General features: G+C 36.4%; 17 protein-coding genes. 15 read left to right on the top strand and 2 right to left on the bottom strand.

Annotated features, from left to right (window positions below; translation table 11 throughout):
• The 15 genes from GW534_RS13800 to GW534_RS13735 all read left to right on the top strand — a co-directional run.
• Positions 1 to 412: RNA-guided endonuclease TnpB family protein (locus GW534_RS13800; protein WP_161921585.1), on the top strand; the 412-nt coding region annotated here is incomplete at its 5' end.
• A gap of 55 nt (positions 413 to 467) precedes the next feature.
• Entirely contained in the window at positions 468 to 1,952 is a 1,485-nt protein-coding gene (locus tag GW534_RS16835; RefSeq protein WP_161921584.1) for a CAP and S-layer homology domain-containing protein, read from the top strand.
• 116 nt (positions 1,953 to 2,068) lie between these two features.
• Entirely contained in the window at positions 2,069 to 2,521 is a 453-nt protein-coding gene (locus GW534_RS13790) for a PH domain-containing protein (RefSeq protein ID WP_161921583.1), read from the top strand.
• 268 nt (positions 2,522 to 2,789) lie between these two features.
• Positions 2,790 to 3,389, top strand: coding sequence for a restriction endonuclease (locus tag GW534_RS13785; RefSeq protein ID WP_161921582.1), 600 nt, complete (start codon positions 2,790 to 2,792; stop codon positions 3,387 to 3,389).
• A 228-nt stretch (positions 3,390 to 3,617) separates the two neighbouring features.
• Positions 3,618 to 3,956 carry a hypothetical protein gene (locus tag GW534_RS13780; protein WP_161921581.1) on the top strand — a complete coding sequence of 113 codons (339 nt, stop codon included), beginning with the start codon at positions 3,618 to 3,620 and terminating at the stop codon, positions 3,954 to 3,956.
• 261 nt (positions 3,957 to 4,217) lie between these two features.
• The gene (locus tag GW534_RS16550; protein WP_246204165.1) at positions 4,218 to 4,409 is read left to right on the top strand and encodes a tyrosine-type recombinase/integrase; all 192 of its coding nucleotides are present in this window, start codon (positions 4,218 to 4,220) and stop codon (positions 4,407 to 4,409) included.
• 293 nt (positions 4,410 to 4,702) lie between these two features.
• A complete protein-coding gene (locus GW534_RS13770; protein WP_161921580.1) occupies positions 4,703 to 5,095 on the top strand; it encodes a hypothetical protein in 393 nt (130 codons plus the stop codon).
• Positions 5,096 to 5,099: 4 nt separating this feature from the next.
• Positions 5,100 to 5,894: an ImmA/IrrE family metallo-endopeptidase gene (locus tag GW534_RS13765; protein ID WP_161921579.1), complete on the top strand. Its 795-nt coding sequence runs from the start codon at positions 5,100 to 5,102 to the stop codon at positions 5,892 to 5,894.
• Complete coding sequence (locus tag GW534_RS13760) at positions 5,891 to 6,451, top strand: hypothetical protein (protein WP_246204163.1); 561 nt, start codon at positions 5,891 to 5,893, stop codon at positions 6,449 to 6,451. The genes GW534_RS13765 and GW534_RS13760 overlap by 4 nt, the downstream gene beginning before the upstream one ends.
• A gap of 414 nt (positions 6,452 to 6,865) precedes the next feature.
• Positions 6,866 to 7,174 (top strand): AbrB/MazE/SpoVT family DNA-binding domain-containing protein, encoded by a 309-nt coding sequence (locus GW534_RS13755; protein WP_161921578.1) that lies wholly within the window; start codon positions 6,866 to 6,868, stop codon positions 7,172 to 7,174.
• Positions 7,174 to 7,560 (top strand): type II toxin-antitoxin system PemK/MazF family toxin, encoded by a 387-nt coding sequence (locus GW534_RS13750; RefSeq protein WP_161921577.1) that lies wholly within the window; start codon positions 7,174 to 7,176, stop codon positions 7,558 to 7,560. Before GW534_RS13755 ends, GW534_RS13750 begins: the two co-directional genes overlap by 1 nt.
• A 316-nt stretch (positions 7,561 to 7,876) precedes the next feature.
• Complete coding sequence (locus GW534_RS13745) at positions 7,877 to 8,485, top strand: type IV toxin-antitoxin system AbiEi family antitoxin domain-containing protein (protein WP_161921576.1); 609 nt, start codon at positions 7,877 to 7,879, stop codon at positions 8,483 to 8,485.
• A complete protein-coding gene (locus tag GW534_RS16725) occupies positions 8,485 to 8,934 on the top strand; it encodes a nucleotidyl transferase AbiEii/AbiGii toxin family protein (protein ID WP_281352004.1) in 450 nt (149 codons plus the stop codon). Before GW534_RS13745 ends, GW534_RS16725 begins: the two co-directional genes overlap by 1 nt.
• Positions 8,931 to 9,395 (top strand): nucleotidyl transferase AbiEii/AbiGii toxin family protein, encoded by a 465-nt coding sequence (locus GW534_RS16720; protein WP_312854682.1) that lies wholly within the window; start codon positions 8,931 to 8,933, stop codon positions 9,393 to 9,395. Before GW534_RS16725 ends, GW534_RS16720 begins: the two co-directional genes overlap by 4 nt.
• Positions 9,396 to 10,263: 868 nt before the next feature.
• Positions 10,264 to 11,823 carry a S8 family peptidase gene (locus tag GW534_RS13735; protein ID WP_161921575.1) on the top strand — a complete coding sequence of 520 codons (1,560 nt, stop codon included), beginning with the start codon at positions 10,264 to 10,266 and terminating at the stop codon, positions 11,821 to 11,823.
• A gap of 80 nt (positions 11,824 to 11,903) precedes the next feature.
• Here the strand turns inward: GW534_RS13735 and GW534_RS13730 are convergent, their stop codons facing one another.
• Positions 11,904 to 12,920, bottom strand: coding sequence for a YecA family protein (locus GW534_RS13730; RefSeq protein WP_161921574.1), 1,017 nt, complete (start codon positions 12,918 to 12,920; stop codon positions 11,904 to 11,906).
• A gap of 94 nt (positions 12,921 to 13,014) precedes the next feature.
• On the bottom strand, positions 13,015 to 13,878 hold the full coding sequence (locus tag GW534_RS13725; protein WP_246204161.1) for an accessory Sec system S-layer assembly protein: 864 nt from the start codon (positions 13,876 to 13,878) through the stop codon (positions 13,015 to 13,017).
• Between the last annotated feature and the right edge of the window lie 240 nt (positions 13,879 to 14,118).

Here is a 14,118-nt window from a genome sequence, read left to right as displayed (position 1 = left end):
TCGTATTCATGAAAAAATCACAAACGCTAGAAATGATTACTTGCATAAAATCTCCACCGAGATTGTCAAAAACCACGACATGATCGGGATGGAAGATTTGTCTGTAAGTAATATGTTAAAAAATAGCAATCTTGCTAAAGCAATTAGCGAAGTATCTTGGTCGCAATTCAAAACTATGATTGAATACAAAGCAAAATGGTATGGAAAACAAGTAATCACCTTAGCGAAAAATTTTCCATCCAGCCAGCTTTGTTCATGCTGTGGCTATAAAAATAAAGACGTTAAAAATCTTGCATTGCGTGAATGGGTGTGTCCTAATTGTCATACCCATCATGTCCGAGATATTAACGCAAGTTTAAATCTTCGCAAGGAAGCCTTGCGATTAACCGTAGGAACTACGGGGATAGCCTAATCAATTAGAGTTCGATAGAACTCTGTACTTAGGAATCCACTATGGCTTTAGCCTAGTGGTAGTTCAAAACGGAGATTTTGGTCATTTTGAAAAAGAAGGTTTACCGGGGTTTACTGGAACAGAACCGGGACGACGGGCAGCATTTTTTGGGTATGATAATTTTTCAGTCGGCGAAGTCATCAGCTATGACGACCATTCGGCTGAACTCGGTTTATCCTCCTTGATCAATGCACCCTATCACCGGGAGTTGCTGCTTCATCCGGATCTAATTGAAGTCGGTGTCGGCTACGGGGTGCCGGCTGAAGATGAACCAGGTGCGGTTGTTTTGGACGGCGGTTTTTCTGAACCGAGATATGCAGGGTATATGGTTACTTATCCGTATGAGGGACAGAAAGACGTCAATCCAAGCTGGATTCCGGCAGAAACGCCTAATCCGCTCGAAAGCTTTGGGGAGATTCCGGAAATAACCGGTTATCCAATTTCATTAACGATGTACGAGAGCGAGATAGAGAAACTGACGGTTGAGGAAGCAGCGCTTGTTGATTCCAATCATCAACCAGTGCCTTTTTACCAGGTGGACTCTAATGTTGAACCGTACAACAATCAGCGTTCTGTTTTCCTTATACCGAAAAAACCGCTCGCTTTCAAAGAAACCTATACGGTCACTGTGTCTGGACATATCGAAACGTCCGATGAAACGATACCATTTAAGGAGATTTGGTCATTTACAACCATTTCAAGACCGAAGATTCAATCTGTTGAAAAACGGAAAAAAGAACTGGCGGTCCGGCTGAACTTAACCGAAATGCCATATGCCTCGGCGTCTCTCAAACTCGGTGAAAATGAAGTGGCGTCCGCGTTCGCGGTGCAGGAGCCGGTGATTATGATTCCGGCGCAAAATCTCGTTCAGAATGTCCCTTACGATCTAGAAATTGATATTGAAGAATTAAATACAAAATTGCGGACAAAGGTGATGATTGACCGCAGCGGACATGTTCTTTTTGGAGATTCCCTTGCAGCAGTGCAACCTTTGTTTAAAGATATAAACGTTAATACTCCGGCTTTTGCGGAAATCAACTGGCTTGCGGAGCAAGGGTATATTAAAGGATACCCGGACGGCACGTTCAGGCCGGATGAAGTGCTGAAGCGCAAGCATGCAGCCGTTCTCTTTTCCAGAGCGCTTTCTTTCCCTGAACCGAAAAAGGCTGCGCCTTTCTCCGATGTGAAAGCCGGTGATATGTATGCAAAGGAAATTAGCCAGATGTTTGAGCAGGGGCTGTTTATAGGCAGCAACGGGAAGTTTTTGCCTGATTCCTATTTCACAAAAGAGCAGCTTGCCACTGTGCTCGTCCGTGCGTTTCAGCTGAAGCCGACAGATGACAGTGTAACATTTCTCGGTGAAGAAAGCATTTCAGATACTCACTATTCAAACGTAAAAATCTTATATCAGCACGGTATTTTTAATGATTATTATTTCGATGGCAAACAGAAGGTAACAAGAGGAGATTTTGCGCTGTATCTTTACCGCTGTCTCCAATAGTAAGTAGTGAAGCCGGAGCCTGCAACAATGCGGATGTCCGGTCTCTTTTGTGATTATGGATGCGCGCCTGCCACTGTTCGGGGACGTTAGGATCATGGAAAGAAAGGAGAAGGAAAATGTTTTTTCCGTCAAAAAAGGATTTATGGATGGCCATAATCATTTGGTCAGTCATATTAGCGTGTATCACACCTCTTATGTTAACTATCGAACCGATAGGAGTCATCATGCTGCCATCAATGTTGGATACTAAACCGGTTGAAACTGTCATAATGGTTGTTCCTGCTATATTACTGGCATGGATATGGTTTGGAACTGGTTATAAAATTGAAAACTCAAAGCTAGCGATTCAAAGCGGTCCTTATAAAAAAACGATTCATCTAGATGAAATCAGTAAAGTGCGCAACACCAAACATCCCTTTGCAGCCCCTGCTTTATCTATGGACAGGATTGAGATTAGTTACGGAAAATATGAATTTATCACCATATCTCCGAAAAGCAAAGAAGAATTTATTCGTCAGCTTCTAAAGGCAAATCCTCGAATACAATTAGATAATCAAATGCAAAAATAAATCTTCCGTTGCTGGATACAAACATGTTAGAGATAGGTATCTGGAAATGGGTGTCTGTGCACAGTCCGGGGATTATCAAAATATGTCAGCTCTGCAGAGAGAAATCTCTGCGGGGCTTTTCTTTTTTTCTTTACTTTACTTCTCCATCCCGAACTGTACATCCTTATTTTAATAAATAAACAAAAATATATTTACAATATGTAATCACATGTATTATAATTAATTTGTGAACACATATTTATAATATATTTAATGGAAGGTGATTGAATTGAGACCGAATGTTTGGTTGTTTCGCCCAATGCCGCATGGTACTAATCACATGAAAGATTTTTTAGAACATGATTTTATTGCTATTGGTTATCCAGTAGGAGAAGAACTCTCAAAATACGATTATGGACAAATCCGCTATATTTTACAAAAGTTTAACTGGGAAGAAGGGGTAGGAAACGTCAACACGTTTGTCCATGTAATGAAAAAGGGAGATATTGTCGTTGTGCCGGATAACAATAAAAAAGACGTGTATTTTGCAAAGATTATAAGTGACTATATTTATGACCAGAGCGTCGATAGAGATGAAGAAGGAAGCGGTTATCCACATCAACGCAAAGTAGAGTGGTTTTTTAATAAAACTCCTATATTACGTTCTGAACTCCCTGAGGCATTGCTCGGGTCATTACGTTATCCTGGAACCATTGCTGATTTAACAAAACATTATGATGTTATTCAAGAAATATTAGAGTATGGAACAGCGATTGAAAAAAATCGAGAAGATTTACGTGAAGAAGCACTTGCCGTATTAAGAGAATTACTTCGAAGTGAGAATGAAGAAATTCGTCTGCGCACCGTAGAGATTATTTTAAAGATATAGGATAGTTATCGATCATTACGTTTTGTTTACTTGAAATGAATTGTTTGATGTCCATTCAGTGTTTATGCGTGTATATTTTCGGTTTATTCGTTGCGAAAGAAACAGGAATAATGTGGTTGTGTAATACTTTAAAAAGGAAGGTGCGGATCGATGCCGAAAGTTTATTTAGTCAACACTAATAAAACAAATAATCCTCAGAACGAGTCGGAGATGATTGGCGAGAAGAAGGTGTCAGCGTATTATTCCCCGTGGAAGTATTATATAGATGAAATCGAAGCGAACGATTTAGTGTTTCTTTACAGCAATAACAAAGGAATCATCGCAAGGGGAATCGCGACTGGCATTGTAGAAGTCAAAGATGTAGACGGCGATCCCGATGAAGAACACTATATGCACTTAAATCGCTTTGAAGAGTTAAAGGTTCCGCTGTCGCCGTCCAAAATTACCGAGATTGCACAGTCTGTTACAGATGCAAATTATAACATCAGATGGAATCAAACGATGATTCATATTCCATATTTTATCGGTTTAAAAATATGGCAATTTATTACGAGAAACTGTTTGTGATAGGTTTGCTCCCCCTATGATAGGGATGCATGCATTGTGCACAGTAAAGTAGACATCATAAAATCGGTTAGGGTAGAAGGAACTAGATCTAAGTAGCTCTGGTTCCTTTTTTTCCTCTGTTTTGTTTGTCCAAAAGTATTTGAGTAATGTAATAAAATGGTTAAAATACCGTCAAATCTGGAGAGGGCATTTACAAGGAATCTCAACGCTTATTCGTATCAAAAAGGTTCATGTTTACTGACAGCGCGGGCCATTCAAAAAATGCTAACGAAATACGCTGATTTAACCAATATGGAGAACGTTACTCCACACCGCTTCCGTCATAGCTTTTGCAAAAATTTAGACAATGCTGGAACGCCCATTGAAATTATTAGGCGGTTTGCTCGGCATGAAAGTATACAAACAACCGTTATTTATGTAGACGCATCACGAGAAGGCAGATGCAGGCATTAAGGAGAATGCAATGCGATGAGTAAAAAGACGGATCAAGTCCGGGAATTTGTGTAAAAAGAAGCGACAAAAAGCAGTTTGATTTCTCCGAAACGTAAATTCGCTGGACTGGAGTGTTTTTAAAATAATTTTTATAGCAATATATTCCTCTTTTTAAGGAAAAAATGAAGTTTGATCAAGAACTTTTTCCTAATTTTTTTGCATAAAATAATCATATATTCCGTTTTTTGAGGAATATATATAGAAAATCAATACATTCTTATTTATAATTTATTGTAGATACGGAGGTGAAGTTTATGGTAAATACAAACAAAATTGTAGGTCAGAATGTCAAAAAATATATAGAAAGTAAAGGTATTAAACATTCATGGGTGATGGAACGTACTGGTATTAAGAAGACAGCTTATTATAATTTCTTAAAAGGCGAAGGAAATGTGGAGGAGTATGTTGCAAAGATCAATAAGCTATTCCGCATTAAAGATCCGTTCTTTTTTTACAAGGCAGATATGGAATTCAAAGAAAAAACGTTTGACCGTAGCCGATCTGATTCATTTATGAATTATGTGGCACTTTCGTTTCACGGTACAGTGGACGAAGAATTAAAAAAGGGTATGCATCTTTTTAACGAATTTGTTGAACTGATCGATGTTTTAAAATCAGTCACAAATTCGGAAAATCCAAGGGGGTAGTCCATTGATTACAAAAGATAATCTTGAAATGATTCTAGAGCATAACAAAACACATTTGCCGAAAATTAAAAAGGCAATGGACCGTATTTACTCCCTCGGAGATCCTCTTGCTCATGTAAAGCCGCTTGATTTTATAAAAACTTATCTTTACGAGCATGCAAATGTATTGCAGTTTCCGATTCAAAATGCTGACTATGGTGGGCTTGTGTATTACTATAACGGTGATTATTATGTCCATATTAATACCGCACAGCCGAGAATATATGAAAATTTCATGTGGGCGCACGAGTTTTATCATTTCTTTTTTGACAGAGATAAAATTAAGAACCCTGACCAAAATTTTATCATGATTGATCATATTTATGATGAAAAAGAGCGGCTTCCTAATCTCTTCGCTTCCGAATTTTTAATTAATGACTTTGTGTTAGAAAGAAGCTTTCAATTTTTAGAAACTGCTCATACGAAACAATCTCTCCCAGAAAAAATTATGCGATTAATCAGTATCTTCCAGATCCCGTATAAAGCGTTAGTTGTGAAACTTGCTCAAAACGAATTGATCACGATTAACGAAGCGAAAAGCGCATTGGACTATGATTATAGAAATCGTATTCCTCATGATATAGACAAATCATTTTTCGAGCCTAGTTATACGATAAATATCAGCGGGTTTGATGAATTGTATGAAAAAGCAAAAGGATTGATGTATGAGGAGGATCTTCAATCGATTAAAAAATCTTATGATAAGCTATATGAACAAGTGTTGGCGTCAGTGCATGATCAAAGGGGGACTAAAGGATGAAGGTCCTCGATTCTCCTGTTTTAGAATCTGTTCGTTCGTTTATTTCAGATAATACGGAGCAATTGTACCAGTCACTAAACGAACACCGAGCATTTTATATGTTAGATAATATGATTTTAACGAAATTAAGAAAACAAATATCAAATTTGCCGCTTTTGCTGCAGGCGTTTCATCAGTCTCCGATTTTTCTTATTCCGGATGTAGTGTTAGAAGAGTCTTTTAGGAATATACCCACAAAGGAACGGTATAATGATTATTACTTTGAGCTTTTCAAACAATTATCGGCGAAGAAACAGCTATACATTATATCGATGGAAACCATTTATCAATTATTAGAAAAAGGAATGACGAAAAAGCAATACATATTTGATGCGATGAAACAACTAGCTTTGGAAGCTTTCAGAGTAAATAGAGATATTATTAATAATCTGGAACGATGTGAATTATCCTCTTTTTCGGATCGTGTGCAAATAAGTCTTTTTATTTGCATTCTCAATTACCTCAATTTTTCACCAAAAGAACGTAAGAGCCATTTTCTTTTTTTCAGAAAGGAATAAGTATATGGTGTAGTTTGTGAAATCAAATACCCGGCCGGTGGAATCATACTGATTATGTCCAGTAGAGGGCGAAAATATAGCTAAAAATAGTGGTTTTAAGAATAAAAATGGAAGATTCTAAACTTACTTGACAGTTACACTACTCAAACTATTCCTCAGCTATAGATGCTTTAAATTCTCCTTGAAGGTCCTACTTTTTTTGTTATGGCAAAGCTTTATACATCATTTCGCAATTCAATGTTTGTAACTATACTTGTTGATATATGCTTTTTGAGTCTGAAAAAAGCATTTTTAATTAATCGATTCAAATGATTGCTTTTGCGACGAGAATATTATTTGTCGAAAAATCATTGGTATCATTTTTCGTAAATATGTATATACTATGTATATACATATTAGGTTGGGGGTGATATAATGTATTCAAAAGAACATTTAGAAAACAAGATAAACCAGAGTAAAGGGGTTGACTACATGTCTACAGTTATTGTTCAAAAATGGGGAAACAGTTTGGGCATTCGTATCCCAAAAGATGCTGCTGATAAAATAGGGATTAAACAAGGTTCCGAAATGGAATTAAATGTGATTCGAAATGAAGGTATCATCACATTAAAGCCAAAAAGAACACGGAAGAAATACACACTGGAAGAACTAATATCACAGATTACACCTGAAAATCGACACGAGGAAATTGATTTCGGGATAGAGGGGCGTGAATTGATTTAATGCCAGCAGACGTACCAGAGAGAGGAGATTTCATTGTTTTAAACTTCAATCCACAAGCTGGTCATGAGCAGGCTGGGAGAAGGAATGCTATTGTTTTATCGCCTAAAGAATTCAATCAAGCAACAGGATTTATAGCTGTTTGTCCGATTACCAATCAAAAGAAGGGTTATCCTTTCGAAGTGGATTTACCAAAAGAAGGAATATCCCTTGATGGCGATGGCTATCCAATAACAGGGGTAGTTTTAACTGATCAAATTAAATCTTTGGATTGGAAAGCTCGTAATCTAAAAATTTTAAAGAAGTATAATCCAGAAGATGCACAAATTGAAGAAATAGATAAAATCATTGATGAATGCCTAGCGAAAATAGAAACATATCTGACTTGACATGATCCTTTCTCTTTCAGAAAGGGATTATCGAAACTGTTCCTTGGAGAGAAAATTCTCCAAGGAACAGCTTTTTTAAGGAGAAATAAGTACGACGTAGTTCTCGATATTACGGGATGTCACAGCTTCAACAACCAATTTATTACAATTATTGATAAATATAGTGATAGAAATTCTACTAAATGTCGGCATAAAATTATAAGTGTATACGTTAAAATAAAAAAGGAATATTATAAATATAATGGAGAATTAAGTTTATTAAACGTTTGCAATTAATGATAGATGCCGACATTTAGGTGAAAAGAGTGGTGATAACATGAATAAAGAAGTAAGCAAGATAATAAAAGATATTTTTGTTCGCCAAAAGGGATTTGCGACGACAGAAGACTTAACTAGAGAAGGAGTGAGCAAATATTATATTCGAAAGTTCGAGCAAAATGGAGAAATAATTAGGATCAAACGTGGACTTTACCGTTATGCTGAATTTGAAAATGATCAAAATGAAGAAGTGGTTGAAGTATCAAAAGTTGTCCCGAATGGTGTTCTTTGTCTTTTGTCGGCATTGTCTTTTTATGAGTTAACAACTTATAACCCGTGGGAGTACCAAATTGCTATTGAAAGAAAATCAAGGAAACCCAGTTTGCCTGATTATCCACCGATTAAAATTTTCTACTTTTCAAAAAAACAGTTTGAATATGGAATTGAAGAAGTGGAGGTAGGTGGCCATAAAATAAGCATTTATAATCGTGAAAAAACGATTTGTGATATTATTCGATACAGAGAAAAAATAGGAATCGATTTAATGAAAGAAGGTTTGCGAAATTATTTACAAAGTCCTGAAAAAAATATAAGTAAATTGGTGGAATGTCCTGAGAAAATGCGCATCAAGACCGTTTTATTAAAATACTTAGAGGTGCTTTTATAATGGGAAATGTTAAAAATATATCTGCTTCAGTTAGAGAAAGACTAAAGAATATTGCCAAACAAAGTGGAAAAACCTTTGATTTAATTTTATTGTTGTATTTTCAAGAAAGGTTACTATATCGACTTTCCATTTCTAATTATCGGGATAAATTTGTTCTAAAAGTCGGTCTCTTTTTATTTTCCTTAACACAATTTAAATCTAGACCAACAAAAGATATTGACTTTTTAGCCAAACAAATTTCGAATGATATACAATATATTAAGGCTGCGTTTGAGTCAATTTGTGCTTTACCCGTTGAAGAAGATGGAGTCGAATTTGATGTAAACGGCATTACTGCTGAACGAATCAAAGAGGATGCTGATTATGAAGGGATTCGTATTAAAATTCCGGCAGCACTTGGCAAAATAAAAAAGCAATTGCAACTGGATATTGGGTTTGGGATGTCGTGATCCCAAAACCACAAGAGATGCAGTATCCTACTTTATTAAATATGAAGCTCCCGGAAATTCGAGTCTACTCAACTTATTCAGTAATAGCTGAAAAATTTGAGGCGATGATTTCACTATCTGTTGTCAATAGTAGAATGAAGGATTTCTATGATATTTTTACGCTTTTATCTACTGAAAACTTCGATGGGCGTGTTTTATGGGAAGCGATATTTGAAACATTTCAAAGACGTGGGACGCATTTAGAAAAAGAACATCCTGTATTTTCACCTTCTTTTGCAGAAGATGAGAGCCGAAACAAACAGTGGAAGGCATTTTTGCAAAGAACGGGTCTAAAAGAAGATCTACAGTTTCCCTTCGTCATGGAGAAAATTCGAGATTTTCTTTTTCCTGTATATGACTCAATTTTAAAAGAAGACGAATATTGGAAAATGTGGAATAGCCGGACTCTTAAATGGGAGTAATAAGAAGACAACAGCTCAAAAATTAGAAAAGCATAGGGTAGACTAAATGAATTGAGCAGCAATGTCTGATAGAGCCTGACAAAAAAAGTCAGGCTCTTTTTGTGCGCCCGGCATGTACATGAACTATAGGGTGTAAGTCCCGAACCCCGAAGACAGAAGTAGAGGTTAGCTCAACGCAAGGGTGTCCGTGGTGACGCGGAATCTGAAGGCAGCTGGAGGCAAAACACCGGTCCGAGGAACACGAACCTCATATAAGGCTAGTATGATTGAGTGAGTTTGCCAAACAAAACAAAGCTCTTTCTGTCGAAGGTCATATCGAGTAAATGAGGCGGATAGATGGTGTGAAAGTGCATGTACTTACCCGGGGAGGTCTGGCGGATAGGTGAAGTACGCTTCATAACCTACTTAGTGATAAGTAGCTGAACCGTCAGAAGTCAGCAGAGGTCATAGTATTAGTTGGTCTAGAACAACTAAGAAGGACCGAACAAATAAGAGAGAATAGCCCTTGGCATTCAGTGAGTCATGATGAACACAGAAAACGTAGTACCTCACTTGAGGAAGGAAACGGTGAATCCCGTGGGAGACCTCTTGGAGGGTGGAGTGACCACTGGCATAAAGAGAACAGCTATTCACGGAAGTTATAAAGACTTGCGTCAATGATCTTAATTGAACCGCCGTATACGGAACCGTACGTACGGTGGTGTGAGAGGACGGGAGTTAATCGCTCCCTCCTACTCGATTACATAAAACTATTAAAAAATATTAGAATAAAGATTGAAAGAAAGGTTTATTCACATATAACATATATTTTCTCCAACTCTTCTATGCTAAAATAAAGAAAATAGATAAGTAGAAAGGTGCAAACAACATGAGAGAATATACACAGACAAAATGGATATTTGCTATTCTAATTATGATTTTGCCAATATTTATTTATTTGATTGGGGAAAAAAGTGAGATTACATATGCAGAGCAAAATCCGGACGAAGTAGAAATAATCGTGCAGTATAAAACGGATGCAGACTCTGATGAGATAAATATTCATGGGGATAAGAATATAAAGGAATTAGAAAAGATTACGGTTAAAAAAGAAGAGTTAGAGGAAACATTAGAGAAACTACAAATGCAAGATCATGTATTGTATGTGGAAGAAGATGTCTCGGTTGAAATCCATGGACAGCCGAATGACATGTATTATAGTGAACAATGGTATATTGGTGCGATTGGTGCTGACGAAGCATGGAAGAAGTCGAGTGTAGCTGATGAAACAATCACCGTTGCGGTCATTGATACAGGAGTCGACGCAAATCATGTGGATCTTAAAGGAAAAGTATTAGCTGGATATAATTTTTTAGAAAATAACACAAATACAGCGGATGTGAATGGTCACGGAACAGCTGTTGCGGGAATTATTGCAGCAATTTACAACAATCAAGTCGGCATTTCAGGAATAACAGGAGATGCAGAAGTTCAAATTTTACCATTAAAAGTTGCTGGTAACGATGGAAAAGGAAAAGTTTCGGATATGGTCGAAGCAATTTTTTATGCTATGGAGTATGGTGTTGATGTTATCAACATAAGTATGGGAACTTCAAATTATTCTACTATTCTAGAAGATGCAATTGAAAGTGCGACTAGTAAAGATATTGTTGTTGTCGCTTCTGCTGGGAATGATGGCACTAGTGAAAAAGAGTATCCAGCATCATATCCTTCCGTTATTTCTGTAGGATCTGTATCTAAGAAGAATACATTATCGACCTTTTCCAACTACAATGAGCAAGTCGATTTTGTTGCCCCAGGTGAATCAATTTTAACAACAAGTCCGAATGATTTATTAAAGTATTACAATGGGACGTCTTTCTCATCGGCAGTTGTAAGCGGAGCAGCGGCCTATATATTGGCAACAGATCCAACCATGTCATCCGATATATTAATAAACAAATTAGAAGAGACAGCGACTGATTTAGGACCAACCGGAAAAGATCAGCAATACGGTTATGGATTAATTAACTTGGCGCGTGCAGTTACCGAGCAGAAAGCGGCAGCGATTCCGGAAAAATATAAAGAACTAGAATCATTGAAAATCAACGGAAATGATTTTTATTTACAAATTAAATTTACAACTGGAATTGACTCGGTGTCTATAAATGAAGATACCGTATTTATTTTGGATGAGTACGGGGAGAAAATCGATGTCCAATATCAATTCGAATCCAACAACGAAAAAGTAAATGTTATAACCGATCCTGTTAATTATAAAATGGGCAAGTCTTACTATCTCTTTGTTGATCAAGGCGTAAAATCAAACAAAGGAAGAGCTCTAAACCAACCAATCGTCATCCAATTCATGTGGGATGAAGAAGCAGGTACACTAATGTTGAATCAAGAATTTGGCTTAGAAGTGTTAGAAAAAATCGATGGACAATAAAGAACTCAACTAAATACAAAAAAGAAAAAACCGTAAAATCTGATTTTAATAATCATGACTTTACGGTTTGTTTTTTGTCATTACTCAACAGTTTCAGTTTCTATCATATTTGTTAATTTCCGATAGTTCGTTGACATACTACTTACCGACGCATCGTATTCTTTTGCTACCGTACTTTGAGTAACTTCATCATTTCCTAATAGATTTTTCTGCACATAATATTCTAAGGCTGCTGCATATGGTTCTGCTTTTTTAAACGAAGGCTTTTCTTTCTCGCAGAATTTTTTCCAAAGATCTAATCCTTGCAAAATAACGGCATCATCGACATCATTTTCGACCATATGATCAGCAAACGTTTGAGCAACCTGTTCATATAACGGATTATTTTCCTCGTTATGAACCCCTAGTAACAATGCTTCAGCTAAGAACTCAGGGAATTGAGCAGAAAGTCCTCCTTTTTTCTTAGAAAAACGGTTAACCAATTCGTGGATACCAATATTATTATGTCCATACAACTTAATAATTGTTAATAAAAATGAATAAAAACCAGCAAAAGGTACAAGTGCTCCGACAACAAAACTACCTTTTATATATTCATCCCCAACACGAAACGGTATAGAATAGCGTCTATTTGTTAAAAGGTCACGTAGTTCAACGAAACCTTCTTCAGATCCTTCGGGAACTGATATTACTTCATAAATAGAAGGATTCGATTTCATCCAACGGCTAAAAAGTTGCTTTACATTTGGGCTTAGTTTGGCTACGACAATATGATAAAAAAGTTCTAGGATTGTTTGTTTATTTTCAAGAAACTTTAGCTTTGTAATAATCCATAAGGTTAAACCAGTAAAATAAATATCAACTAATTCAGAATTACCTTTGATTGAAGGGTGTTCGAACAGTTGTGATTGTTCTTTAATTTTATCCCCATAATTTTCAAAAGCGAAAGTTTGTAATTGATGGTGTAGTACATCAAGTTCGAAATTTGGATTTATTCCATTCGAATTTACTACCCGAGACTTACCGCAACAATGTCTATATTTTTTCCTACTTCCGCAAATACAAGGGTCATTTCTACCGACTTTTTTCTTACTCAATATAAAGCCTCCATGATAAAAGTTTTATTCAGCTAACATTATGAATGAATATGCCACTTAGTTCAAGTTTGGTAGGGAAAAGCGGCATTAGTTATCATTGGATAACTGAAACTCTCCAACGCGAAAGATCCATGTCATTCTTTTTAACTAGATTTGCTGGAAAAATAAAAGTCCAAGGTTTTGAAGTGTTTGCTTTCACTGTAAAGTCATCAAGTGAAAAGCCACCTTCTGCAACGACATCGTCAACTGCATCGGTTACACGCAAAGGAACTTTTTCAAGTGTAATATTTTTTTCACTTCCGTTACGGATTAAAACAGTGACATGGAAATCACCATTTTCAGCTACCTTTGCTTGTAAGCCGGTCATGTTTAACTCATTTTCCTTTAGCTTTGGCAGCTGCTCAACTATTTTTTCAAGCTTTTCCTTCTGTTCTTTCGGTAGACTCTTTTCCCAAGACTCTGCAAGATCAAGGCGATGTTTTGCAGTTAAATCGAAAGCAAGTGTCCAATTTTTATTAGAGAATTGTTTCTTTTTAATTGTTTCTTTCGGGAAAGAGAAAAGCCATGGCATACTACTTTCAGCAGGAATCTCACCGAGTTCACTACCGTCAAATACCTGTTTCGCAATAACTTCTTTATTTTCATCAAGTAAAATCAATGGGAGTTCACCAAATGTGATCGCCTTAGGTAAACTATTCCGGACAAAAGCTGAAACGCCAATTGCCTTCGGAGTCTGAAATAATTCAATTCCTGATAAGGAAAGTTGATTCGGTCTCAATGGTTTCAAATCATTATTTAAAAAGTTAAGCACATAACGTTGCTCGTTTTTTACATTCCAAGATGGATGGTAATAAATTTGTGTATGTACTTCTTTATTAGGATCTTGTTGTTGTTTAATATCTGTATCGCTTACAATGGCGCTAGAATCAACGGTATTATCTAGGCCATCCTTTTTCATGTTTTCTTTTGTTTTTTTAGAGAAGAAGTTAAACATTCTCATACTCCCTTCTGTTTTGTGCAGTTAATCTAAAGTGCAGATATTCGACTTATTAGTTAATATAGAAGTTAAATCTTTATTTATATCAACTAGTACCATTATCTAGTCTTCTTTCATAAGGATGAGTCTTTTGTAGGACGTGTAAAATCATCATTTAATTATACAATTTTTTAATAGGAAAATGCAAGAGTTGTAATATTA

This window comes from Pallidibacillus pasinlerensis (assembly GCF_009996845.1).
In the GTDB taxonomy this organism is placed as follows: domain Bacteria; phylum Bacillota; class Bacilli; order Bacillales; family Caldibacillaceae; genus Pallidibacillus; species Pallidibacillus pasinlerensis.
Note: the sequence above shows the minus strand (reverse complement) of the source record. Positions and strands in the feature narration are given on the sequence as shown.